We start from the raw sequence: 25,779 nt of genomic DNA, 5'->3' as shown, positions 1-25,779 counted from the left end.
GTTCATGGCCCGGTATATGACGACGTTACCGCATCGTGGACCGCCAGCGCCCCCATGGTGACGATATCCGCCACGGTGGCGCCCATATGGACGATCTGCGCCGGTTTCGACAGGCCCTGCAGCAATGGGCCGATCACCGTACCGCCGCCGAGCTGTTGCATCAGCGCCGAGGCGACGCTGGCGGCATTCAAGCCGGGCATGATCAGCACGTTGGCCGCCGCCGACAGGCGGGCGAAGGGGTAGGCGTTCATCATCAACTTGTAATCAAGGGCGACGTCCACGTTCATTTCGCCGTCGTATTCAAAATTAACGTCCATCTCGTCAAGCAGCGCCACCGCGTCGCGCACCACTTGGGTGCGTTCGGGCATTGGGTTGCCGAAGTTGGAGAACGACACCATGGCGACACGGGGTTCCTGGCCCAGGCGGCGGACCTGGGCGGCGGCCTGGACCGCGATGTCGGCCAGCTCCTTACCGTCGGGGGTGAAGTTCACCGCCGTGTCGGCGAGAAAAACCGTGCGTTCGCGCGCGACCATCATGGTCAGGCCCAAGATGCACTGGTCGGGCTTGGGGTCGAGGACGCGGGTAATTTCATCCAATGCGACATGATAATTGCGTGTCAGGCCGGTGACCATGGCGTCGGCGTTGCCCATCGCCACCATGCAGGCGCCGAAGACGTTGCGGTCTTGATTGACCATGCGTTGGCAATCGCGCAACAGCGCGCCCTGGCGTTGCAGGCGGGCGTATAGGAAGTCGGTATAGACCTGGTTGTTATCCGACAGGCGGGCGTTGTGAATTTCGAGACCCTCGATATCGGGCAGGCCCAGTTCTTTCATCTTGGCCTTGATGCGATCGACCCGCCCGATCAGGATCGGTTGGCCGTATCCCGCATTGTGAAAGGCGACGGCGGCGCGGATCGATTTTTCTTCCTCGCCCTCGGCGAAGACGATGCGCCGGGGGTTGGCGCGAATTTCATCAAAAATCGCCTGCAGCGTGTCGGCGGTAGGATCGAGGCGCGCGGAAAGTTCGACCTTGTACGCCTCCATGTCGATGATCGGCTTCTGCGCCACGCCGCTGTCCATCGCGGCCTGGGCCACGGCGGGGGGAACGGCGGTGATCAGGCGCGGGTCGAACGGGGCGGGGATGATGTACTCGGGACCGTAGCGCAGGTGTTGCCCGGCGTAGGCGGCATCGACCTCGTCGGGGACGTCTTCGCGGGCGAGACGGGCGATGGCGCGCGCGGCGGCGATTTTCATGTCATCGTTGATGGTCGTGGCGCGGACGTCCAAGGCGCCGCGGAAGATATAGGGAAAACCCAACACGTTGTTGATTTGGTTTGGATAATCGGAACGCCCGGTGGCCATGATGGCGTCGGGACGGACCGCCGTGACCTCGTCGGGGTCGATTTCCGGATCCGGGTTGGCCATTGCGAAAATCAGCGGCTTGTCGGCCATTTCGGTGATCATTTCCTGGGTGACGGCGCCTTTGACCGATAGCCCTAAAAAGACGTCGGCGCCGACCAAGGCTTCCTTCAGGGTGCGTGTGTCGGTTTTGACGGCGTGGGCCGACTTCCACTGATTGAGGCCTTCCGTACGGTCCAGGTGGATGGCGCCCTTGGTGTCGCACATGATGACGTTGTCGTGGTGGACGCCCATCGCCTTGATCAGTTCGACGCAGGCGATCGCGGCGGCGCCCGCGCCGTTGACGACGACCTTGACGTTTTCCAATTTGCGCCCGGTCAGGTCGCAGGCGTTGATCAAGGCGGCGGCGGTAATGATCGCGGTGCCGTGCTGGTCGTCGTGAAAGATCGGAATGTCCATCAATTCGCGCAAACGCTGCTCGATGATGAAGCATTCGGGCGCGCGGATATCCTCCAGGTTGATGCCCCCGAAGCTGGGCCCCAGGTAGCGCACGCAGTTGACGAATTCGTCCACGTCGCGGGTATCGACCTCAAGATCGAGACCGTCGATATCGGCGAAGCGCTTGAACAGGACGGCCTTGCCCTCCATCACCGGCTTCGCCGCCAGCGCGCCCAGATCGCCCAGGCCCAGGACGGCGGTGCCGTTGGAGATTATGGCGACCAGATTGCCTTTGGCGGTGTAGTCGTAGGCCAGGGTCGGATCGCGTTGGATTTCCATGCACGGCGCGGCGACGCCCGGCGAATAGGCCAACGACAGGTCGCGTTGGGTGGTCAGGGGTTTGGTCGCCCGAATTTCGATCTTGCCGGGGCGCCCGCTTGAATGCATCAAAAGGGCTTCCCGGTCACTGACGTGGGCGCTTTCATCTTTCATAACGTATGTGCCTTATATGTTTATTTTAATTAAATAAGATATTGGTGTTTGCGAGCTCTTCGCGCGGCGATGGCGCGAGGGAAGAATTTAGGATTCCGGTGTGTGGACATGAACGTTTTGCGCACCGTTTTCGACGAGGATCTCGCTGGCCTTGTTTTCCTGCGCGACGGTAGTGGCGCGCACCCAAAGGACGATGCTGCCCGCGTCCACGGCGCGGGCGAAATCGTCGGTATGTGGGCTGGCGGTGACCTCGCCCAGCAATTGGCTGGCGGCGACGCCGGCGGTCGCGGCGGCGATGATCCCGGCCAAGGTCGCGGCCACCGGACCGCCCGCCAGCACGATCGCGCCCGAAGCGACCAAGGGCCCCTCGTATTTTATTTCGCCGACCAACGCGCCCAACGCATCGCGCCATGACGTTTCCTGGCCGCCCGCCGCGTCGAGAGATTCGTGAGAGCTGAGCACGCTAAGGTCCGGTCGTTCGAAGCCGGCTTTGAGGAGGGCGGCGACGGCGCTTTCAAAGGCGTCGCGAGAGGTGAAAATTCCGACGGTTTCGCGCGGAGCATTTGCTGCCATGATGGTGTGACTTTCCGGTTTTTTCTGTGGTGATCGAAATCGGGGGCCGATCCCTGTTTTCTGAATTCTGTTTTCCAAGCCGCGTATTTTGATTTTTGTTTTCCAAATTTCGGGGCCACGGGCATTGTGCCCTAAAAATAGAGCCATGGGCATTGTGCCCTAAAAAAAGATATGGGCATTGTGCCCCAAAAAGATAGGGGATGGATAGCCCGAAGCTAGGGGGGTGTGTTATGGTCACAGGAGCGAATTCGAATTGCAAGCCGCCAGTTTACGTCGGCGTCAAATCATGTGTCGTGGGCACGGTCACCACACCTTGTCGGTCGGGCGTCGCGCCGTATCGATCGGGTGTTTCTCTCAACTACGGAATATTCTAAAGCCATGGATAGCCGCGAAGCGATCCCACCGCACGTTTCCGACCGACCGGTTTCGGCGCACGTGGAAACCGGCGCCTCCAACGCCAAGGGCGCGGCGAGATCAGCGCCAAAGGGCGGGGCGCTAACGCCGATGATGGCGCAATACCTGGAAATTAAGGCCGCCCACCGGGACGCCCTGCTGTTTTATCGCATGGGTGATTTTTACGAGCTTTTTTTCGATGATGCGGTGAAGGCGTCGCGGGCGTTGGACATCACGCTGACTAAGCGCGGTAAGCACCTGGGCGAGGATATCCCGATGTGTGGGGTGCCGGTGCATAGCCACGAACAATACCTATCTCGCCTGATCCGCGAAGGCTTCAAGGTTGCGGTCTGCGAACAGGTCGAGGACCCCAGCGAGGCCAAGAAGCGCGGCGCGAAATCGGTGGTGCGCCGCGAAGTGGGGCGGATCATCACCCGGGGAACGCTGACCGAGGATGCCCTTTTGGATGCGCGCAGCCACAATTATTTGGCGGCGCTGGCCCATGTCCAGGGCGGTTTCGGATTGGCCTGGATCGATATGTCAACGGGGGATTTGCAGACCCAGCACCTTGACCGTGGCGGTCTTGGCGCGGCGCTGGCCCGCCTCGATCCGGGCGAGCTGCTGGTTCCCGACGGCCTTCTCGCGCGCGCCGAGACGAATGAAATTCTGACCGATTGGCGCGACGTTCTCAGTGTCCTGGCGCGCGCCCGCTTCGATAGCCTCAATGCCCTGAACCGGCTGAAGGCGCTGTATGGCGTTGGGGCATTGGATGCCTTCGGGGCCTTTTCCCGCGCTGAAATCGCCGCGGCGGGGGCGATTATCGATTATATCGAGTTGACCCAGAAGGGGCGGTTGCCCCGTATTTCTCGGCCTCGGCAGGTTTCCCAAGGGGCGGTGATGGAGATCGATGGGGCGACCCGCCGCAATCTGGAGTTGAGTAAAACCTTGGGTGGAGAACGCAAAGGCAGCCTGCTTGCGGTGATCGATCGTACCGTCAGCAGCGCCGGGGCGCGCGTCTTGGCGCAGCGCCTGGGGGCGCCGCTGAACGATGTGGCGGGGATTGAGCGCCGTCTCGACATGGTCGATTTCTTTTATGCGCAGCGAGACCTCCGTGGCGAGGTGCGCGGCCTTTTGGGGCGCGCCGGCGATATCGAACGGGCGTTGTCGCGCCTGACCTTGGGCCGTGGCGGACCGCGTGATTTGGCGGCGGTACGTGACGGTTTGGCGCTGAGCGCCGACATCCGCACCGCCTTGGCGCCACTGACGCCCCCTCCCGGCATCGCCGACGCTGTTGTGGGCCTTGGCGCGCACGGCGAATTGGTGGCGCGGTTGGAACAGGCCCTGGGCGTCGATTTGCCGGTATATGCCCGCGACGGCGGTTTCGTGCGCGCCGGGTACCGCGCCGAATTGGATGAGCTGCGCCGCCTGCGCGATGAAAGCCGCCGCCTGATCGCCGGCCTTCAGGGCGGGTATGTCGCCGATACCGGAATTTCTTCGTTGAAGATCAAGCACAACAACGTGCTCGGGTACTTTATCGAGGTGCCGGCCAAACAGGCGGAGAAGATCGTTCTCGCCGAGGACAGCCCCTACATACATCGTCAGACCATGGCCAATGCGGTGCGCTACACCACCGTCGAACTCAGCGAGTTGGAGACTAAGATCGCTCGCGCCGGGGATCAGGCGTTGGCTCTGGAGTTGGAAATTTTCGAAGACTTGACCGCCCTGATCGGTGCGCGCGCCCAAGCTATCGCGAACGCCGCCGCGGCCTTGGCCGACATTGACGTCGCCGCCGCGTTGGCGGTGCTCGCCCATGAGCGCGCCTACGCACGCCCCGAAATCGACGACAGCTGCGACTTCGATATCGAGGGCGGCCGTCACCCCGTGGTCGAAGCCGCCCTCGGCGAGGGCGAGGGCCATGCCTTTGTCGCCAACGACTGCCGCCTGGATGACGGGGACGGTCGGCTGTGGTTGTTGACGGGGCCGAATATGGCGGGAAAAAGTACCTTTTTGCGGCAAAACGCCTTGATCGCTGTGCTCGCCCAGATGGGGTCGTTCGTGCCCGCGTCGCGGGCGCGGATCGGCTTGGTCGATCGTCTGTTTTCCCGCGTCGGGGCGGCCGACGATTTGGCGCGGGGGCGTTCGACATTCATGGTCGAAATGGTCGAAACGGCGGCGATCTTGAACCAGGCGGGACCGAAATCCCTGGTCATTCTCGACGAGATCGGGCGCGGCACCTCGACCTACGACGGCTTGTCGATCGCCTGGGCGGTGGTCGAGCATCTGCACGAGGTCAATCGTTCGCGGGCGGTGTTCGCGACCCATTACCACGAATTGACGGCGCTCGGCGCCAAGCTCGCCGGGATGACCTGCCACACCATGAAAATCAAAGAATGGCAGGACGAGGTGGTGTTCCTTCACGAGGTTGGTTCGGGCGCGGCGGCGCGCTCATATGGCATTCACGTCGGCCAGCTCGCCGGTTTGCCCGAGGCTGTCGTTAATAGGGCGGAACAAATATTAAAAACCCTGGAGCAAGGCGAACAATCGTCCGCGGTCACCCGCCTCGCCGACGACTTGCCGCTTTTTTCTCAGGCTCTTAAGGCTGACGCGCCGCGAGGGTGCGAGGGGCCGAGCGCCGCCGAGCGGGCCTTGGACGACGTCGATCCCGACGCGTTGACGCCGCGCGACGCCCTGGACGTGTTGTATCGTTTGAAGGCGTTGCGCGCCTCTTGAGGCCGCGCACGTCAGCCGGACGTTGTTTTTCGGACTGATTCCACTTAAGAATGAAAGTGGCTTATCTTTCCATCCCCTTCGCCGTTAGGACCGAAACCTTCATGCTTCGCATCGCCCACCCGCGCACCGTGATTCACCGTAAGGCGCTGGCCGGCGAATTGGCGGCGTTGGTGGCGTGGTCGGGATATTCCGCCAAGACCCAAAGTAAAGTCCTGGCGATTTTTAAGGATGCGTTGGCGCAAGGCCGGGCCGAAGTACGCCGGCGCTTCGAAGAAGATGGCGCGCTTGGCGTCGATGTTCTGCGCGCCAACGCCTACCTGATTGATCAGTTGGTGCGGGCCATTCACGACTTTGCGGCGACCTATGTCTATCCGGCGGCCAATCCGACGACCGGCGAGAGGATGAGCATCATCGCCACCGGGGGCTATGGTCGGGCTGAACTCGCTCCTCATTCCGATATCGATCTGATGTTTTTGCTGCCCTATAAAAAGACGTCGCATATCGAACAGGTGGTTGAATACATCCTATATATGCTGTGGGACTTAGGGCTGAAGGTGGGGCACGCCACCCGCTCGGTCGGTGACGCGGTGCGGCTGTCCAAGGAGGATGTCACCATTCAGACCAGCCTACTGGAATCGCGCTTGCTGTGGGGCGACGAAGCGCTTTATCGGAAATTTCAGGCGCTGTTCGAGAAAAGCATTCAGTCGGGCGGCCCGGCCTTCGTCAAGGCGAAGCTGGCCGAGCGCGACGCCCGCCATGATCGCATGGGCGATTCGCGCTATGTGCTGGAGCCCAACATCAAGGAAGGCAAGGGAGGATTGCGCGACCTGCAAACCCTGTTCTGGATCGCTCAATTTCTTTACCGGGTGCGCGATATGCGCGAGCTGGTGGCGAAGGGTGTTTTCACCAAGGGCGATGCGCGGCGTTTCGCCAAGGCGCAGAGCTTTTTGTGGGCGGTACGGTGCCATTTGCACTATCTGGCCGACCGTCCCGAGGAAATCATCAGCTTTACCTACCAAAGCACCTTGGCCGAACGCATGGGCTATACCGATCGTGCCGGCTCGCGCGGGGTCGAACGGTTCATGAAACACTATTTTTTGGTCGCCAAGGATGTCGGCGATTTGACGCGGGTGTTGTGCGCGGTGCTTGAGGAAGGCCTGAAAAGCCAACCGGGGCGGTTTTCGTTGCCGTCATTTTCGTTTCGGAAACGAAATGTTGAAGGGTTTCGCCTCGACGGAAATCGATTGACGATCGGCGACGCCGCCGATTTACAGAGCCATCCGATCAAGTTGTTGTCGCTGTTTCGCGCCGCCCAAAAGTTCACCCATGATATCCATCCCGACGCCATGCGTATGGTTGTGCAAAACCTAAAGCGCATCGATAAGGTTCTGCGCGCCGACGCGGCGGCGAATAAGGTTTTTCTCGATATTTTATGTGACGAGAAAGACCCGGTCACCGCTTTGAAATGGCTTAATGAAGCGGGGGTCTTGGGGCGTTTTATCCCCGATTTCGGTCGTGTCGTGGCGCAAATGCAATACGATATGTATCATGTTTACACGGTGGATGAGCACACCATCCGCGCGATCGAGATTTTATCTAAAATCGAGCGCGGGTTACTGGGTGACGACCATCCCGTCTCCACCAATGTGATCGGACACCTCCAGTCGCGCCGCGTGCTTTATCTGGCGGTTTTTCTGCACGACATCGCCAAGGGGCGCGGCGGCGACCATTCGATATTGGGGGCCAAGGTCGCCTTGAAACTATGCAAGCGTTTCGCCCTCAGCGATTGGGAAAGCGAAACCGTGGCGTGGTTGGTGCGCCATCATTTGGACATGAGCCGAACGGCCTTTAAGCGCGATGTGGAAGATCCGAAAACGGCGATCGATTTCGCCAAGCGGGTGCAGTCGCTCGAACGCTTGCGCCTACTTTTAATCTTGACCGTGGTCGATATCCGCGCCGTCGGACCGAACGTGTGGAATGGTTGGAAGGCGACGCTGCTGCGCGACCTGTTCGAACGCACCGAAGAGGTGCTGACCGGCGGCATGAAGGGAGAGCACCGCGCCCAGCGGGTTATGCGTGTTCATGAACGCCTGCGCGAACGGCTCAAGGAATGGCCCGTCGCCGATGTGGAGGCCCATTTGGAGCGTGGTTACGACAGCTATTGGCTTGGCGTCGAAACCGATCTGTTGGTGCGTCATGCCTTCCTGCTTCGCCGCGCGAGGCAAGAAGGGCGCGCGTTCATGGTCGAGGCCAATGTCGATGATGCCCGCGCGGTCAGCGAATTGATGGTTTATACCCCCGATCACCCCGGTCTGTTCGCCCACGTGGCGGGGGCGCTGGCGCTTTCGGGGGCGTCGATCGTTGACGCCAAGGTGACGACCCTGACCGACGGCATGGCGCTCGATACATTCTGGATTCAAGACAGCGAGGGGGGGGCTTACGACGGCGAGGAACGTCTGGCGCGCCTGTATGAACGCATCGAAATGGCCTTATCCGGCCGCCTTCATCCCGTCCGCGAGTTGGCCAAGGCGCGCGCCCAGGCGATGAAATCGCGAACCCGCGTGTTCAAGGTCGCTCCTCGGGTGCTGATCGACAACACGGCGTCGAACACCTTTACCGTTATCGAAATGAACGGACGCAACCGTCTCGGACTGCTCCATGACATTACCGCCGCGTTGACTCAACTGGGGCTACAGATCGCCTCGGCGCACATCGCGACCTATGGCGAGCGCGCGGTCGATGTGTTTTACGTCAAGGACGTCTTCGGCCTGAAGGTCGATCAGCAGGACAAGATCAAGACGGTCCGCCAGCGGTTGTTGAAGGCGTTGGCGCCGCCCGCCGACGCCGCGCCTGCGAAGCCGGCAAAAAAGAAACGCCCCTTGGCCAAGGCGCGCGCCGAATGAGCGCCGGAGATAGAGCCGCGCGCCGAATGAGCGCCGGAGATAGAGCCGCGCGCCGAATGAGCGCCGGAGATAGAACCGCGCGCCGAATGAGCGCCGAGGATGGAGCCACGCGCCGCGTGTGCGCCCGCGCCGCCGCCGCGCGTATGATGCCCGCGCGGCCTTTTTCGCCGCGAGGCCGCTGATGCCCTTATTGCGATCGATCGCCACCGTCGGCGCGATGACCATGATTTCGCGCGTTCTGGGGTTTGTGCGCGATATGCTGGTGGCGGCGACCCTGGGCGCGGGGTGGATGGCCGATGCGTTTTTCGTCGCCTTCAAGCTGCCCAATTTGTTCCGCCGTCTATTCGCCGAGGGGGCGTTCAACCTCGCCTTCGTGCCGCTGTTCGCGGGCAAGTTGGAGGGCGAGGGCGAAGCGGCGGCGAAAACCTTCGCCGAGGAGGCCTTCAGCGTCCTGTTCTGGTCTCTGGCGGGCTTTGTCGCGGTCGGTGAACTGGCGATGGGGGGGGTGGTGACGGTGTTCGCCCCCGGCTTCGTTTCCGAGCCGGAAAAATTTCAGCTCGCCGTCGATTTGGCGCGAATAACCTTTCCCTATCTTTTTTTTATTTCCCTGGTTTCGTTGTTGGCCGGGATGCTCAACAGTGCGGGCAAATTCGCCGCTCCGGCGGCGACGCCGATTTTGCTCAATATCACCTTGATCGCGGCGATTTTCGGGATATCGCCGTGGGCGCCCAGTCCGGCCTACGCCCTGAGTATCGGGGTTTTTATGGCCGGCGCGATTCAACTCGGCTGGCTGGCGATACACGCCCGGCGGGCGGGTATGGGGTTGCGTCTGGTGCGCCCGCGCCTGAGCGCCGATGTTCGACTGCTGGCGCGGCGGATCGCGCCGGTGGCGGTCGGTGCGGGTATTTATCAGCTTAACCTTCTGGTTGATACCGTGATTGCGTCGCTGCTGCCGTCGGGCGCGATTTCGTATCTGTTTTACGCCGATCGGGTCAATCAATTGCCCCTAGGCGTGGTCGGGGTCGCGGTGGGGACCGCCCTGCTGCCCCTGCTGTCGCGCCAGATCAGGGCGGGCCATGACGGGGCGGCGCGCCACGCTCAGAATCGGGCGATCGAATTTGCCCTATTGCTGACGTTGCCGGCGGCCTGCGCGCTGGTCGCATTGGCCCATCCGGTGATTGTCGTGCTGTTTGAGCGTGGTGCTTTTGGTGCGTTGCAGGCTCAGGCGACCGCCCAGGCATTGGCCGTGTTCGCGGCGGGACTTCCGGCATACGTCCTGGTGAAGACCCTGGCGCCTGGGTTTTTCGCCCGCGAAGATACCAAAACCCCAATAAAGATCGGCATTTTCGCCCTGGGCGTCAACGTCGCCCTTAACCTGTGGCTGATGGGGCCTCTCGCCCACGTCGGCATCGCCTTGGCGACGGTGGTTTCGGCGTGGGTCAACGCGGGACTGTTGGGTGGGGTCTTGATGATGCGTGGGCACCTCGATTTTGATCGACGCTTGGCGCGCTTTCTGCCCCGTGCGATCGCAGCCTCCGTCGTCATGGTGTTGGTTCTGTTGGTGACGCTATGGGGTCTGAACGTATGGGGCGCGGGGGACTGGCTGCATGGCGGGCAATTGGGCCGCATCGGGGGGTTGGCGGCCTTGGTTGGGGCGGGGCTCCTCAGTTACGCGCTCGCGGCGCAGGTTTTCGGCGCGGCCGATCTGCGCGACTTGAAAAGGATGCTGGGCGGCGGGAAGTCCGCATCGGCGGGGAAAACGCCCGATGCGTGAGGTGGCCTTTTATGCGTCGTCGATGGCGCCACGCGGGGGCATGTGGGCGAATGACGGCAGCGTGTCGTCGGGGGCGTCCCAGGCTTGCGCGCTGGCGCCATAGATGGAGAAGGCGGGCCGGAAAAGCGCGGGCTCGTCGAGCGCGCCCGCCGGGATGGTGGTCATTTGCGGGTGGGCGTCGTTGATATGGTAGAGATGCACCCCGCAGACCGGGCAGAAATGGCGGGTCAGGTGATTGCCGCTGTCCGCCGCATAGCGAAAGCTCGCGGTCTCGCCGCTGACGTGGACATCGTTTGTGGCGAAGATTATCGCCGAGGCGTGGCCGCCGCCGCTGAATTTCTGACAGTCGGTACAGTGGCAATGCCCGGCGAACATCGCCGGGCCGGTTATGTGCAAACGCACCGCCTTGCAGAAGCATCCCCCGTCGAGGGCGTGTTCGGATTCCATCGGTTTCGCCTTTCGCCATGCGTTGGAAGGTGCTCCACACCATATCAATCAGAGATAGAAAAGCAATTCTTCCGCAAAATCATGCATTGGAATGCGGCCGCGCCGCGCGCCCCCTCACCCTTGACCGAATTTGGGAATAAGGCCATAACCGGATGCTCTTGTTTAATCCTTTGTTTATCCTTTCGCGGACCCATCGACCATGCACAGAGTTTTCTCCGGTATCCAGCCCACCGGCAATCTGCATCTCGGCAATTATTTAGGCGCGACCCGTAACTGGGTCGCCCTGCAGGCGGATTTCGAGTGTATTTTCTGCATCGTCGATATGCACGCGATCACGGTGTGGCAGGACCCCGAGCAGCTGCGCGCCAGCACACGCGAGGTGGCGGCGAGCTTGATCGCCGCCGGGGTCGATCCTCGGCGCCATGTCGTGTTCAACCAAAGCCAGGTCCCCGGCCATGCCGAACTGGCGTGGATTTTCAATTGCGTGGCGCGCATGGGTTGGCTGAACCGGATGACCCAGTTCAAGGAAAAGGCCGGCAAGAACAAGGAAAATGCCTCGGTCGGCCTGTTCGCCTATCCCAATTTGATGGCCGCCGACATTCTGCTCTATAAGGCGACCCACGTGCCCGTCGGCGACGACCAGAAACAACACCTGGAATTGACCCGGGACATCGCCCAAAAGTTCAACAATGACTTCAAGTGCGATATCTTTCCGATTGTCGAACCGCTGATTTTGGGGGTCGCGACGCGGGTGATGAGCCTGCGCGACGGGACCAAGAAGATGTCCAAGTCCGATCCGTCGGACCTGTCGCGAATCAACATGATCGACGACGCCGACACTATCGCCAAGAAAATCCGCAAGGCCAAGACCGACCCCGAGGACCTCCCCGTGAGCGAGGAAGGTTTCGCTGGTCGGCCCGAGGCGCGAAACCTGATGAGCATCTACGCCGCCCTCGACGGGATCGAGATGGACGCGGTGCTCGGTCGTTTCGGCGGCGCGCAGTTTTCCACCTTCAAGCAGGAATTGGCGGATCTGGCTGTCGCCAAGCTGTCGCCGATCCAAGATGAGATGCGTCGCCTGATGGCCGATCCCGGCTATATCGACGGCGTCTTGCGTGACGGGGCGGCCCGCGCCCGCGCCATCGCGGCGCCGATCATGGCCGAAATTCAAGACATCGTCGGCTTCCTCCGCGCCTGAAGGGGGCCTATACTCGCGGTCCGCGCGCCGTGAAGACGCCGACTTGATTTTTTTTCGAAACCGGACCATTTATTAACCGATCAAAGAAGTCGGAAATAGGGTCGAGAATCACGCACCTTCGTGTGCCGAAGATTGATGAGGAAAACCATGTTCATTCAGACCGAAGCCACTCCCAATCCCGCGACGCTTAAATTTTTACCCGGTGCGCAGGTGATGCGCGGCGGCACCGCAAACTTCACCGACCCGGAAATGGCGTCGGCGTCCCCGTTGGCCAAGCGCCTATTCGAAATCGACGGCGTCGGCGGCATTTTCCTGGGCGGCGATTTCATCACGGTGACGAAGGCCGAAGACAAACCTTGGGATATCGTCAAGCCGATGGTTCTGGGCGCGATCATGGAGCATTTCACCTCGGGCAAGCCGGTGATGGGCGAAGACGCCGCGGCCGTCAGCACCGCCGACGATACCCCGGTGGTCCAGCAAATTAAGGAACTGCTGGAAACGCGGGTGCGCCCCGCCGTGGCGCAGGACGGCGGCGACATCACGTTCCATTCTTTCGAGGATGGCGTTGTCTATCTGCATATGATGGGGGCGTGTTCGGGCTGCCCCAGTTCGACGGCGACGCTGAAGAACGGCATCGAAAATATGCTGCGTCACTACATTCCCGAGATCCAGGAAGTGCGCGCCGTCAACTAAGCGCAATTTTTTATGTGGAATTTACCGTGCTCGTCCAAGGTGTTGGACGGGTGCGGTGTGCCACGCACACAATCTGGACTTGCTTTTTAGTCAAATATTTATAAAAAGGTGTCGCATCGTGGGTGCGCGGCGTTTGTCTTCGTCGTTGCGCAAGGCCCATTTGGGGCCGATACTAAAGACGGGCGCGTAAGGCGAAGATGATCGCGGGAAGATGATCGCGGGTCGATTGGAAAATCACCCGGAAGACGGCCCTAGGGCCGATTGAACCGCCCGGCGCGATGCGACGATATTGAAACTGTTGAGCTTATGAGGCCATGCACACGACACGGTTCAAACTGAAGTTGGCCATCGGCCTTGGCGCCTTGGCGACGTCGGTGGCGATGATGGTCTGGGTGAATCCGCCTTCGTTTAACGCCGCCCCTTCCGCCGCGCATAAGCATAGCGCTTTTCGGGCGGCCTCAGACATCGGCGCGCGGGCGGCGCGCGCCGGCAACGTCTCGGGCGGCGTCTCGGCGGTTCACGCGCGCACGCACCATAAGTTGGATTACGCCCTGGACGCCGTGCTGCGCGGCGAGCGCGCCGTGCCCCGACTGACATTGGCGCGCATGCCCGCGACCCTGAGCGACCTGAAACAGGTTTCGCAACGCAAGACAATGTTCTTCAAGGCGGTGTTGCCCCTGGTGTTGCAGGTCAACGAAGAAATTCTTAAAGATCGGCGACGGGCCTGGAAGATTCGTAACGAAAAGCGGCTGGGCCGGCATGTCGCCGCGGCCGATCGTCTGTGGCTGAACGTCATGACCGAGCGTTATGGCGTCGCCCACGGCGATATCGACGCCTTGATGGTGCGCTTGGACGTGGTGCCGCCGTCTCTTGCCTTGGCCCAGGCGGCGACGGAAAGCGGGTGGGGGACGTCGCGCTTCGCGCGTGAGGGCAACGCCATCTTCGGCCAATGGACTTGGTCTCAGGATGCCGGGATCGTGCCTTTGGGACGCGCCGAGGGCAAAACCCATCGCATTCGGGCGTTCAGCAGCTTGATCGATTCGGTGCGCGCCTACATGCTGAACATCAATACCCACCGCGCCTACCGCGCCTTACGGCGGGAGCGTGCCGCGTTGCGTCGCAGGGGCGCACCCTTGGATGGCTCGGATTTGGCGCAGTTTCTGGATAAATACTCACAGCGTGGGGACGCCTACGTCGCCGATTTGCAGACCATTATCGCGGCCAACAACCTAAGCGCCCTCGACGACGCCCGTTTGGTCGGAAGCAACACGTGAGCGAAAACTAAGCTCAAGATCGAAATTTCCCACCGAGGTTTGGCGCAAAGACGTCGCGCCGAACTCGGCCTTGCGGCGAATGCCTTTGGAAAATCAGGGCGAACGAGCGCCCACGAAGCCAGTCGAACAGGACCAACCGGACGCGGAACGCGCGCTTAGTCGGGTGCGCCGGGTACGTAAAACAGCCGCCCAAGCCAACGCCAGCGGCCTTTTTGATCGGACGGCATGGTGCAGTTCATACGCGTGCGGCCCGGCGTCAGCGGCTCTTTCATGCGCACCTCGACCCGGCTGTCGCCGAGATGAACGAGATCCAATTTACCGCTACGCGATGAATAACATGCAATCGCGTCAATATTCTTAATCCCCTCGTCGATGGTGAAGCCGATCAATGGCGGATTGATCTTGGAAACCAGGGAATCGGCGGGCAGCATGTCGCTTACGGGGATCGGCAAGGCATTCAGCGCGGTGCGGAAGCGCGTAATATCGCCGTAGTTTTCGCTCATCGAAAAGCGGGGCAAGGTAAAGAGATCATCACCAACGCCAAAGGCCCCGGATTGTTGGCCGAACGCCGCTTTAAATCCGAATGCGCGCACCTGACGGGTCACCGCCAGGTCAAATTCACCGTAAGGATAGGCGAACAAGGTCGGCTTGATACCGAGCATTTCCTGAAAGCGGCTTTGGGCGCGGGTAAGTTCTTCGTTAATGCGCTTTTCGCTCGCTCCGACCATGTGCAGGTGCGATGCGCTGTGATGGCCGATGGTGACGCCGTTTTCGTGTAGGGTGCGTAATTGATCCCAGGTCATGGTGCGTGGGCCGCCGCGATCGACGGCGTCGGTCGAAACGAAGACGGTAAATGGCAGGCCGGCCTTTTTAAGGCGTGGCCAAGCTTCGGTGTAGATCGACCGGTAGGCGTCGTCCATGGTGATCGCCACGGTGCGATCGGGCAGCGTGCGTCCCTCGCGTAGGGCGTCGATGATGTCGGGTAGCGCCATGACGTGGTAGGCCCCGGACGTCAGTTCGCGAATCTGGGCGTCAAATTGATCGAGGCGGATGTTCGTCGAGGGGTAATCATTTTCGCCGAAACGATGATACAGAATTACCGCCGCGCTCTGCGCGGCGTCGGCGCGTTGCGCCGCGAAGGCGGAAAGGCTCAAAATGCCGAGGGTGAACGCGCTGGCGATACGGCGGACGCCCGCCCTGGGCACGGCGATCGCGATTTTTCGGAATATTTTTAAAACGAACAACATCGGCGGCGGTCTTTCTATTGAGGTGTGCGGGCGCTTGAAGCGTGCCGAGATTATCTCCATTATGAGGTATAGCGCTATTTCATTTTGTAAGTCTGTGATAACGGACATACCAACAAGTTAGAGTCGGGACCTCTTCATCTCCGCCCCACAGGGATTTGTGAAAAATGCCCCAGGAACGTCGTCGAAGACTTTTGAAGGTGAACGGCACTTCCGGCAAGTCTTCTCCTAGACTTGTGACATTTTTCACAAACCAGACGCATCGGATGAAGAGGTCCTGACCCTAGGCGCCTAAAGAATAGGCCGGTGGTTTGGCCGAGACAAAAGAGTCCGCCGACAGGCGGGGTGCTTTGTTGAAGAAAGTCAAACCATATTAAAAAGATAATCCACGAAGCAATCTAGTCTACCGCAGAAAAGGAACAAGGGTATGGATTTCGATGGCCGCCATGTCGTGGTGACGGGGGGAACCGGCGCATTGGGTAGCGCCGTGACTGCGCGTGTGTTGAATGCCGGAGGATATTGCCATATCCCGGTTTTCGACGCCCGTGAAATACAAAATTTCGCCCATAAAGACCATTCTAGGGTGTCGTTGACGCCGGGGGTCGATCTTACCGACGAAGCCGCCGCTGTCGCGTATTTCGCGGCGCTTCCCGGATTGTGGGCCTCGGTTCATATTGCCGGCGGCTTCGCCATGGCGGACCTGACCGAGACCACCAAGGCGACGTTCATGGCCCAATGGTCGCTCAATGCCCTGAGTTGTTTTCTATGTTGCCGCGAGGCGGTGAAGACGATGCGCAGTCATGCCCCGGACGGAGGTGGGCGTATCGTCAATGTCGCCGCGCGCCCGGCGCTGGAACCGCGCGGCGGCGCGGGGATGGCCGCCTACACGGCATCGAAGGCGGCGGTGGCGGCGCTGACGCAGGCCCTGGGTGAAGAGTTGGCGCCCGAAGGGATTTGGGTCAACGCCGTTGCGCCGTCGATTTTGGATACGCCGGCCAATCGCGCCGTGATGACCGGTGCGCAGTTTGAGGCGTGGCCCAAGGTCGATGAGGTCGCCACCGCGATAACGTTTCTGGCGTCGCCGGAAAACGGCGCCGCGCGAGGATCGCTGGTTAGCGTTTACGGCCGCAGTTGATGGAGGGCTTCACGTTATAGGGAGACCGGGTTATTTTTCGTCGGGTTATTTCTCGGTGGGCTTGCGTTCGGAAGGAACATCACTCAAATCGATCGGCACGCCGGGAACTTGCTTCGAAGAACGCACGGAAAGGGCCGTTTTGACATGGCTGACATTTGACGCCGGCGTGAGGCGGGTGGTCAGGAAGCGTTGGTAATCGTCCCAATCGTGGGCGACCACTTTGAGCAGGAAGTCCGTCTCTCCCGCCAACATGTGGCACTCGCGCACCTCGGGCCAAGTATCGACCAAGGCCTCGAAAGCCTCCAGATCTTGTTCGGCCTGACTGTTCAGTCCGACATGGGCGAAAACGGTGACGTTGTAACCCAGGGCGCGGGCGTCCAGTTCGCCGTGATAGCCGTGAATGAATCCGGCGTCTTCGAGGGCGCGGACCCGACGCAGACACGGTGGGGCCGATATACCGACCCGGCGCGCCAGTTCGACGTTTGTCATGCGACCGTCTTCTTGTAGGTCGTGCAAAATACGTCGGTCGATTTGGTCGAGCTTGACGCGTTGTACAATGTTTTCGCTCACGGAGTCCTCCTAGGCGTGTAACTATATTACAAATATGGCGCACGCAAGCCCATTAAAACCCCCCTATGTATTTTTTATTTTCAATGCTATGCAAGGCGGGTCTTATCCATGCGCTTCGCTTGCCACGGACCTTGCGCGCCGGGGTTTTGCTCCGTATCTTAGGGGCCGGGAAGAAGTCCGGGAGAACGTGGCGTTTTCGTCCGGTCTTTGCCGCCGGGCCAGGCCTTCGTCGCCGCAAGGGCGCCCCCCTGCGCCGGGCGCGGTGAGCGTTCGTCGCAGAGCGCTTCGGGAATAATTTTGAATGAGGAAAACGTAGGGTCATGACGACGCACCATCACGCCAAGGTCCTTATCATCGGATCCGGACCCGCTGGGTACACTGCCGCGATATACAGCGCGCGCGCCAACCTTGAGCCTTTGCTGGTAAAGGGGATCCAACCCGGTGGGCAGCTGACCATCACCACCGATGTCGAAAATTATCCGGGCTTCGCCGAGGCGGTCCAGGGACCCTGGCTGATGGAGCAGATGCAGGTGCAGGCCGAGCATGTCGGCGTCGCGATGCGCGACGACACCATCGTCAGCGCCGATCTGTCGGCGCGCCCTTTTCGTCTGGTCGGTGATTCCGGCGATACCTACGGCGCCGACGCCTTGATCGTGTGCACCGGCGCCTCGGCGCGCTGGTTGGGCCTGGAAAGCGAACAGAAATTTATGGGTTACGGCGTATCGGCGTGCGCGACCTGCGACGGCTTTTTTTATCGCGGCAAAAACGTCGCCGTCATCGGCGGCGGCAATACCGCCGTGGAAGAGGCGATTTATCTCACCAACCACGCCGCCAAGGTGACGTTGGTGCATCGCCGCGACGCCCTGCGCGCAGAGAAAATTTTGCAAGATCGCCTTCTGGCCAATCCCAAGGTGGAGGTGGTTTGGGACAGCGTACTCGAAGAGATCGTCGGCGACAGCAATCCGCCGGGGGTCACGGGGGCGCTGCTGAAGAATGTTAAAACCGGAGCCTCGTCGCGCCTGGATGTCGATGGCGTTTTCATCGCCATCGGCCACAGCCCTAACACCGACTTGTTTAAAGGACTTCTCGATATGGATCGGGAGGGCTACATCTTGACTCGACCCGGCACGACGGCGACCTCCGTACCGGGGGTTTTCGCCGCCGGCGACGTGCAGGACAAGATCTATCGCCAGGCGGTGACCGCCGCGGGAACCGGCTGCATGAGCGCGCTTGAGGCCGAGCGATTCCTGGCCGGGCATGACGACTAGGATGGGGGTGATCGCGCGCTCCTCGCCGTGCGCCACGGGTCTTAACGCAACGTCACGATCGGGGGACGCATGGACTGGGATAAATTAAGAATTTTTCACACGGTCGCCGAAGTGGGAAGTTTTACCCACGCCGGCGAGGCGTTGACCCTCAGTCAGTCGGCGGTCAGTCGGCAAATCAGCGCCCTTGAGGAGACCATGCACGCGCCCTTGTTCCACCGTCATGCCCGGGGCCTTATTCTTACCGAACAGGGCGAACTTTTGTATCGGGCGACGCGGGACATCTCGGCCAAGCTGGCGGCGACGTCCCAGCGCATCAGCGACAGCAAAAACCGCCCGCAAGGCCCCCTTAAGATCACCACCACGGTCGCCTTCGGGTCGATTTGGCTCACCCCGCGCATTCGTGAATTCCTCGACGCCTACCCGGATATCGACGTCTCCTTGGTGTTGTCCGAGTCCGAGCTGGACTTGTCCATGCGCGCGGCCGACGTTGCGATCCGCATGCGCCCACCGACCCAACCCGATTTGGTGCAGCGCCATTTGATGGAGATGCGCTACCGGGTCTATGCTGCGCCCGAATATCTCAAGGCGTTCGGCATTCCCAAAACCCCCCAGGATTTGGATAACCATCGCCTGATTATTTACGGTGAAGACGCGAAGCCTCCGGTCTCCAGCCTCAACTGGCTTCTTGGCGAAGGGGCCGGAGAGAAAACGCGCCGTCCGGTCTTGAAGGTCAACAGCATCTACGGTATTTTTCGCGCCGCCCAAAGTGGACTGGGGATCGCCGCTCTTCCCGATTATATCTGTCGGGACACCAGTACCCTGGTCGAAGTCCTGCCTGAATTGGAAGGACCGAGTTTCGACAGTTTCTTCGTCTATCCCGATGAACTGAGGAATTCGAAAAGAATCGCCGTGTTCAGAGATTTCTTGTTGCGGAAAATCGCCGGAGAGATGGCGTAGGCCGAGGCAGTCGTTTTAGCATTAGAATAATCAATAGGTATGCGTTTATTGCATATCGGCATTGCGTCCATTGGGGTAGCCCTGCTTGGATGAACTCCGTATATTCAAAACAGTTGATGTTGCACCGCAACATTTTCTCCCCTTCGGGCTTAGGCCCGAAAACGGGCTCTGCTCGCACCCCTCCTCCCCCCCTTGGGACGCTGAGCGAGTCCGACGTCTCCCAGACGTGAAGCCTCCCTGTTAAACTCGCCGGGCATTTATGCCCGGCTTTTTTTTATTTGTTTTTTTCGCCGCGCCGATTACCGCGTGTGGCGACAACGCCCCGACCAAGGGGGGAAATTCGCGTTTTGCAATTTTTAAAATGCAACTTTCTTCGCGTGCGGTGCATTACGGGATTGTTCGGCAAAAAACGATAGAGGTGAAGGTAAAATTGAAAAAAGGCGATCTTCACGCGCAGGCCATTTCGCCGAGATGTATAAAAACCGCCTCTTTAGGGCGGATGCGCAGAGAATACGGAATATCTTGTGCTTTAGGCATAAAATAACCCCTTCGTGGAGGGGGATCACGAAGGGGTTAGGTGCCGTAAAACTGTATTTTTTTAACACTTATTATTATTTGTAAGAGATCTACGATCCTAATGGGGCGGGGCTTCTCAGGAGGGGGAGGCCGTGGTCCGCATCCACTGGGGTTCTGTAAAAGATATAAGCAAGGGGCGTGCCAATTTTTAAGGGTGATCGGCCGAAAGGGATTTTTCGGGGGTGCGCGCTCAGCTTTTAGGTGGCGTCTTTGTATCGCGTTCCGTCCCCCCCAAAACATGGGGGCGAAGGTCTTCGGGGAAATTTTCGGCGATGTAGTTCTTGAAATATTTTTCCAGCATGGGAAAAGAGGACGACAAGCGCCAGAAATCGTCGCGCTGCACGCGCAAGACCCGGCTGTCTTCCAGGGCGGTCACGCGCCCGGTGCGCAATTGCTGGCGGAACAACACCCGTTCGCCGAAGTGATCGCCGACCTTAAGGTCGCGCCGGTAGGGCGCGCCGCCGTCATCGCGAGGAATCTCCAGTCGGCAACTCCCCGAAACAATGGTGTAGAAGCCGTCGGGGATCATGCCCGGCTCGAAAACTTCCTGGCCTTCGGAGAAACGCATGTATTTTGCCGACGGCTTCTTGACCTCCTGAACCTGCCCTAAATTTCTAGGGGCGAACAGGTCAAGTGCCCAGTTCAAAACCACGCGCAGCTTGGTCACCGCGCCGGGCAGCATGCCCAAATAAAATGTGCGCCACAGCAGCCAGGCGAGAACGCCGTGCAGTTGCACCCCCATGGTGCTGGCGACGGCGCGGTAGTTGCCGATCGACGCCATCGCCCCGCGCGGCACGTAATGGAACGCCTTTAGCGGTGCGCCGGAAATTTGGGCGGCGACATTGGCGGCCAGTTGCTGGCCTTCGCGCACCGCGAACTGGGCGGTCGGCGGGGCGTAATCGCGCGGACCCTCGGGGGTGTCGGTCAGGGGGATCAGCGCCGCATCGCCGACCGCCCATGCGCCGTCTACGCCGGGAATACGCATGAAGCGATCCACCTTCAGGCGACCGCGTTCCTTTTCGATATCGAGCGCCTCGATCAAGGGAGACGGACCGTTGCCGATGGTGGCGACGACGGTTGAACTGGTCAGGATGCGTCCATCGGCCATTTCCACGGTGGTCGCGCTGGCCGATTTAACGGCGGTGTTCAACCACACATCGATGCCCTGGCGGGCGAGGCGCTCCTGGGCGTAATTGGCCAATTTTTCGGGGAGCTCGCCCAAGATACGATCGGAAAATTCAACCAAAACGGTACGCACGTCGGCCTTGGCGATGTTGGGGTAAAATTTCAAGGAACGGTCGATCATATCCTTGATTTCGCCCACCGTTTCGACTCCGGAAAAGCCTGCGCCGACGACCACGAAGGTCAGCAGTCGCGCCTTGATTTGTGGGTCATCGACACTGTCGGCGTATTCCAGGCAGTTGATAACGTGGTTGCGCAGACGCAAGGCGTGGGCGGAATGTTTGATCGGGAAGGCGTGTTCTTCGAGGCCGGGCACCCGCGACAGATGCACCACCTGGCCCAGCGCCAACACCAGATGATCGTAGGTCATGGTTTTGATGCGGCGCTTGGAGCCCTGAACGATATCGACGTTTTTACGGGCAAGATCGATGGCGCGCACTTCGCCCATCACGGTGCGCACGCCGGGCAGCAGGACGCGCAGCGGCGTCACCGAATCCGAGGCCCCGATCGCCCCGGCGGCGACTTCGGGCAGAAGGGGTTGGAAGGTAAAATAGTTGTTTTCGCTGATCAGGCGGATGTCGGTGTCCGGTGGAGCGATTTTTTTTAGATGTTTGGCCGTGAAAACGCCGCCAAATCCGCCGCCCAAGATGATGACTTTCGTCATGAAAATACGCCCCATTACCTTATATGTTCGACAAAGAGCCGCGCCACGGACACCGCCACACAAAATCACGCAAAGCGCCGGGGCATGCCCCCAGCCTACATAGTTTTATCGTATTATGAAACCGTCCGCCGCCAAGAGAACGCGCACGAGATCGGTTTAACGCGCATAGCCTAAGTTGGGGGCGAGCCAGCGCTCGACGTCCTCCACCGTCATGCCCTTGCGCCGGGCGTAATCCTCGACCTGATCCTTGTCGATCTTGCCGATGCCGAAATAGCGCGCCTCGTCGTGGGAAAAATAAAACCCTGAAACACTGGCGGCGGGCGACATGGCGAAGCCCTCGGTCAGGTCGATGCCGGCGTTGCTCGGCGCGTCCAGCAACGCGAACAGAGTCGCCTTTTCGGTGTGGTCGGGGCACGCCGGGTACCCTGGGGCCGGGCGGATGCCGCGATAGCGTTCCTTGATTAGGTCGGTGTTGGATAGGTTCTCTTCGTGGGCGTAGCCCCAGAATTCGCGGCGCACCCGTTCGTGCATGTGTTCGGCGAAGGCCTCGGCCAGACGGTCGGCGAGGGCTTTCAGCAAGATGTCGGAATAATCATCGTGGGCGGCCTTGAATTGGGCCGACTTTTCCGCGATTCCGATGCCCGCGGTGACCGCGAAACCGCCGATGTAATCGGCGACGCCGCTGTCCTTGGGGGCGACGTAATCGGCCAGGCAATTGTTAAAGCGGCCCTCCGATTTTTCCATTTGCTGGCGCAGGAAATGGACTTGCGCGCGAACGGTGTTGCGACCGTCGTCGGTATAGATCTCGACATCGTCCGCGCCGACCTGATTGGCCGGCCATAGGCCGATGACGGCGCTTGCGCCGAGCCATTTTTCGCCGACAATCTTATCCAACATGTTCTGGGCGTCGCGAAACAGGTCGCGGGCGACCTTGCCGACGGTGGGGTCGTCCAAAATGGCGGGATAGTTGCCTTTCAATTCCCAGGTGCGGAAAAACGGCGTCCAGTCGATGCGCTCGACCAGTCGTTCGAGAGGATAGTCCTTGAATACCTTAAGGCCAAGGAAGGTCGGCTTGGGCGGCGGCGTTTTGGTCCATTCGAGAGTATGACGCGCGGCGCGCGCCGCGCTTAAGGAACGTCGATTTTTTTCTCTTTGGCCGCGGGCGTGGGCATCGCGAACGGCTTCGTATTCGGCCGCGATTTCACCGACGTAGCCGTCTTTCAGGGTGTCGGACAGCAGGTTGGAGGCGACCCCCACCGCGCGTGAGGCGTCGAGGACATAAATGACCGGCCCGGCATATTGCGGCGCGATTTTAACCGCGGTGTGCACTTTGGAGGTGGTCGCCCCACCGATCATCAGCGGGATGGTGAAGTCCTGGCGCTTCATTTCCTGGGCGACGGTGACCATTTCTTCCAGAGACGGCGTGATCAGACCGGAAAGGCCGATGATATCGACTTTTTCCGTCTTCGCGGTTTCCAGAATCTTGCTGTAGGGAACCATCACGCCGAGGTCGATGACCTCGTAGTTGTTGCATTGCAAGACGACGCCGACGATGTTCTTGCCGATGTCGTGAACGTCGCCCTTGACCGTCGCCATCAGGATGCGGCCCTTGGCCGTGGGCGCGTCCTGTCCATCTTTCTTTTCCGCCTCGATATAGGGCAGCAGGTAGGCGACCGCTCGTTTCATGACGCGGGCCGACTTGACGACCTGGGGCAAAAACATCTGTCCCGACCCGAACAGGTCGCCGACCACGTTCATGCCGTCCATCAGCGGGCCTTCGATGACCTCGATGGGGCGCGCGAACTGGGTGCGCGCCTCCTCGGTGTCTTCCTCGATGAACTCGTCGATCCCCTTCACCAGGGCGTGTTCGATGCGTTTGACGACCGGCTGTTCGCGCCATGAAAGATCCGGCCCGGTGGACTTCGCGCCATGTCCGCGGGCCTCCTCGGCGACGTCCAAAAGCCGCTCGGTGGCGTCTTCGCGGCGGTTGAGGACGGCGTCCTCGACCCGCGCGCGCAGGGCTTCGGGGATATCGGCATAGATCGTCAGTTGCCCGGCGTTGACGATCCCCATGTTCATACCCGCCTTGACGGCATGGTACAAAAAGACCGAATGCATCGCCTCGCGCAGGGGATTGTTCCCGCGGAAGGAAAACGACATGTTGGACACTCCGCCCGAAACCAGGGCGTGGGGCAAGTTTTGTTTAATCCATCCGGTCGCATTGATGAAGTCGAGCGAGAAATTGCGATGCTCGTCGATGCCGGTGGCGATCGGGAAGATATTGGGGTCGAAGATGATGTCCTCGGCGGGAAAACCGACTTTTTCGGTCAAGATCGCATAGGAACGACGGCAGATGTCGATCATCCGCCGATAACCGTCGGCCTGACCGTCCTCGTCGAAGGCCATGACCACGACCGCGGCGCCGAAACGCAGGATATCGTGGGCCCGCGCGACGAAAGCGTCCTCGCCTTCCTTGAGGCTGATCGAGTTAACTACGCCCTTGCCTTGCACACACTTCAGCCCGGAGACGACGACCTCCCATTTCGACGAATCGATCATGATCGGCACGCGGCTGATGTCCGGCTCGCTGGCGATCAGGTTGAGGAAGGTCACCATCGCCTTTTCGGCGTCGAGCATGGCGTCGTCCATGTTGACGTCGATGATCTGCGCGCCGTTTTCGACCTGCAGGCGAGCGATTTCCAGGGCGGTGGAAAATTCGCCGTTCGCAATGAGATTTTTGAACTTGGTCGATCCGGCGACGTTGGTGCGTTCGCCGACGTTGACGAAGCCGGTGGTCTCGTCGATGACCAGGGGCTCCAGCCCGCTGAGGCGGCTGACCGGGGTGTGGGTGGGCACCCGGCGGGGGGCGACGTCGGCGACCGCCCTGGCGATCGCCTTGATGTGATCGGGCGTGGTCCCGCAGCATCCACCGACGATATTGAGCAGACCGTCCTCGGCGAAGCCGCGCAGCACCTTGGCCATGTATTCGGGGGTGTCGTCGTATTCACCGAACGCGTTGGGCAGTCCGGCGTTGGGATGGACGCTGACGTGGGTGTCGGCGATCGCACCGACCGCCTGAATGTGGGGGCGCAGGTCTTCCGCGCCCAGGGCGCAGTTGAAGCCGGTCGATAGCGGTCGGGCGTGGGCCAGCGAGTTCCAGAACGCCTCGGCGGTCTGGCCCGACAGGGTGCGCCCCGAGGCGTCGGTGATGGTGCCCGACAGCATGATCGGCAGGTGGATATCGTGGGCCTCGAAATGGTCGAGGACCGCGTGCACCGCCGCCTTGGCGTTTAGGGTGTCGAATACGGTTTCGATCAAGATCAGGTCGGCGCCGCCGTCGATCAAGCCGCGCACCGCCTCGCCGTAGGCGGCGCGAAGGTTGTCATAGGTGACGTTGCGCGCGCCGGGGTCATTGACGTCGCCGGAAATCGACGCGGTGCGGTTGGTCGGCCCCAACACGCCGGCGGCGAAGCGCGGTCGCGTCGCGGTTTCGAAAACATCGCAGGCCGCCCGCGCCAGACGCGCGCCTTCGACGTTGAGTTCGTAGACGATATCCTCCAGATTATAGTCGGCCTGGGAGATCGCCGTCGCATTGAAGGTGTTGGTCTCGACGATATCGGCGCCGGCCTCCAGATAGGCCTCGTGAATGCCTTGGATGATTTCGGGACGGGTCAACGACAGCAGATCGTTGTTGCCCTTCAGCTCGCCCACGTGATCGGCGAAGCGATCGCCGCGATAATCGCCCTCCTCGGGTCTATGGCGTTGGATCATGGTGCCCATGGCGCCGTCCAACACTAAAATCCGCTGCGACAGAATTTCCTTGAGAAGGGCGGTTTTATCGAGAGGTTTGGATGACGTGGGCATCGGAAAAATCCTTTTAGGCGTTCAAATCTGAAGTGTTCGGCTCTGG

Annotated in this window: 16 protein-coding genes; 9 read left to right on the top strand and 7 right to left on the bottom strand. The window is 60.6% G+C overall.

Features of this window, described 5'->3' with window-relative positions:
- Window positions 1–2 precede the first annotated feature (2 nt).
- Complete coding sequence (locus P3M64_RS08995) at window positions 3–2,288, bottom strand: NADP-dependent malic enzyme (protein WP_132937659.1); 2,286 nt, start codon at window positions 2,286–2,288, stop codon at window positions 3–5.
- An 87-nt stretch (window positions 2,289–2,375) separates the two neighbouring features.
- Complete coding sequence (locus P3M64_RS08990) at window positions 2,376–2,861, bottom strand: hypothetical protein (protein ID WP_132937660.1); 486 nt, start codon at window positions 2,859–2,861, stop codon at window positions 2,376–2,378.
- Window positions 2,862–3,239: 378 nt separating this feature from the next.
- On the opposite strand from P3M64_RS08990, the gene mutS reads away from it, so the two are divergent.
- The 3 genes from mutS to murJ all read left to right on the top strand — a co-directional run bounded on the left by mutS (window position 3,240) and on the right by murJ (window position 10,661).
- The gene (gene mutS / locus P3M64_RS08985; protein ID WP_407702153.1) at window positions 3,240–5,984 is read left to right on the top strand and encodes a DNA mismatch repair protein MutS; all 2,745 of its coding nucleotides are present in this window, start codon (window positions 3,240–3,242) and stop codon (window positions 5,982–5,984) included.
- A gap of 56 nt (window positions 5,985–6,040) precedes the next feature.
- Complete coding sequence (locus P3M64_RS08980) at window positions 6,041–8,887, top strand: [protein-PII] uridylyltransferase (protein WP_322111126.1); 2,847 nt, start codon at window positions 6,041–6,043, stop codon at window positions 8,885–8,887.
- 181 nt (window positions 8,888–9,068) lie between these two features.
- Window positions 9,069–10,661 (top strand): murein biosynthesis integral membrane protein MurJ, encoded by a 1,593-nt coding sequence (gene murJ, locus P3M64_RS08975; protein WP_132937661.1) that lies wholly within the window; start codon window positions 9,069–9,071, stop codon window positions 10,659–10,661.
- 9 nt (window positions 10,662–10,670) lie between these two features.
- On the opposite strand, the gene P3M64_RS08970 is transcribed toward murJ, so the two are convergent.
- A complete protein-coding gene (locus P3M64_RS08970) occupies window positions 10,671–11,108 on the bottom strand; it encodes a GFA family protein (protein WP_132937662.1) in 438 nt (145 codons plus the stop codon).
- A gap of 199 nt (window positions 11,109–11,307) precedes the next feature.
- Here P3M64_RS08970 and trpS point away from each other — a divergent pair, with 199 nt between their 5' ends.
- From trpS to P3M64_RS08955, 3 genes are all read left to right on the top strand, one after another.
- Window positions 11,308–12,306 (top strand): tryptophan--tRNA ligase, encoded by a 999-nt coding sequence (gene trpS / locus P3M64_RS08965; protein WP_132937663.1) that lies wholly within the window; start codon window positions 11,308–11,310, stop codon window positions 12,304–12,306.
- Window positions 12,307–12,453: 147 nt separating this feature from the next.
- Window positions 12,454–12,999, top strand: coding sequence for a NifU family protein (locus tag P3M64_RS08960; RefSeq protein ID WP_132937664.1), 546 nt, complete (start codon window positions 12,454–12,456; stop codon window positions 12,997–12,999).
- A 314-nt stretch (window positions 13,000–13,313) separates the two neighbouring features.
- Window positions 13,314–14,273 carry a glucosaminidase domain-containing protein gene (locus P3M64_RS08955; protein WP_132937665.1) on the top strand — a complete coding sequence of 320 codons (960 nt, stop codon included), beginning with the start codon at window positions 13,314–13,316 and terminating at the stop codon, window positions 14,271–14,273.
- Between the two features lie 155 nt (window positions 14,274–14,428).
- Here P3M64_RS08955 and P3M64_RS08950 read toward each other — a convergent pair whose 3' ends face one another.
- Window positions 14,429–15,520: a polysaccharide deacetylase family protein gene (locus tag P3M64_RS08950; RefSeq protein WP_165886199.1), complete on the bottom strand. Its 1,092-nt coding sequence runs from the start codon at window positions 15,518–15,520 to the stop codon at window positions 14,429–14,431.
- A gap of 424 nt (window positions 15,521–15,944) precedes the next feature.
- On the opposite strand from P3M64_RS08950, the gene P3M64_RS08945 reads away from it, so the two are divergent.
- On the top strand, window positions 15,945–16,652 hold the full coding sequence (locus P3M64_RS08945; protein ID WP_132937667.1) for an SDR family NAD(P)-dependent oxidoreductase: 708 nt from the start codon (window positions 15,945–15,947) through the stop codon (window positions 16,650–16,652).
- 45 nt (window positions 16,653–16,697) lie between these two features.
- On the opposite strand, the gene P3M64_RS08940 is transcribed toward P3M64_RS08945, so the two are convergent.
- The gene (locus tag P3M64_RS08940; RefSeq protein WP_243644664.1) at window positions 16,698–17,222 is read right to left on the bottom strand and encodes an Lrp/AsnC family transcriptional regulator; all 525 of its coding nucleotides are present in this window, start codon (window positions 17,220–17,222) and stop codon (window positions 16,698–16,700) included.
- 320 nt (window positions 17,223–17,542) lie between these two features.
- Here P3M64_RS08940 and trxB point away from each other — a divergent pair, with 320 nt between their 5' ends.
- Window positions 17,543–18,490 carry a thioredoxin-disulfide reductase gene (gene trxB / locus P3M64_RS08935; RefSeq protein WP_132937668.1) on the top strand — a complete coding sequence of 316 codons (948 nt, stop codon included), beginning with the start codon at window positions 17,543–17,545 and terminating at the stop codon, window positions 18,488–18,490.
- Window positions 18,491–18,559: 69 nt separating this feature from the next.
- A complete protein-coding gene (locus P3M64_RS08930) occupies window positions 18,560–19,447 on the top strand; it encodes a LysR family transcriptional regulator (protein ID WP_132937669.1) in 888 nt (295 codons plus the stop codon).
- Between the two features lie 766 nt (window positions 19,448–20,213).
- Here the strand turns inward: P3M64_RS08930 and P3M64_RS08925 are convergent.
- Entirely contained in the window at window positions 20,214–21,869 is a 1,656-nt protein-coding gene (locus tag P3M64_RS08925; protein ID WP_165886200.1) for an FAD-dependent oxidoreductase, read from the bottom strand.
- A 156-nt stretch (window positions 21,870–22,025) separates the two neighbouring features.
- Window positions 22,026–25,733, bottom strand: a complete 3,708-nt coding sequence (gene metH, locus P3M64_RS08920) for a methionine synthase (RefSeq protein ID WP_132937671.1) — start codon at window positions 25,731–25,733, stop codon at window positions 22,026–22,028.
- Window positions 25,734–25,779 lie beyond the last annotated feature (46 nt).

Source organism: Varunaivibrio sulfuroxidans (assembly GCF_029318635.1).
GTDB classification, from domain to species: domain Bacteria; phylum Pseudomonadota; class Alphaproteobacteria; order Rhodospirillales; family Magnetovibrionaceae; genus Varunaivibrio; species Varunaivibrio sulfuroxidans.
Note: the sequence above shows the minus strand (reverse complement) of the source record. Positions and strands in the feature narration are given on the sequence as shown.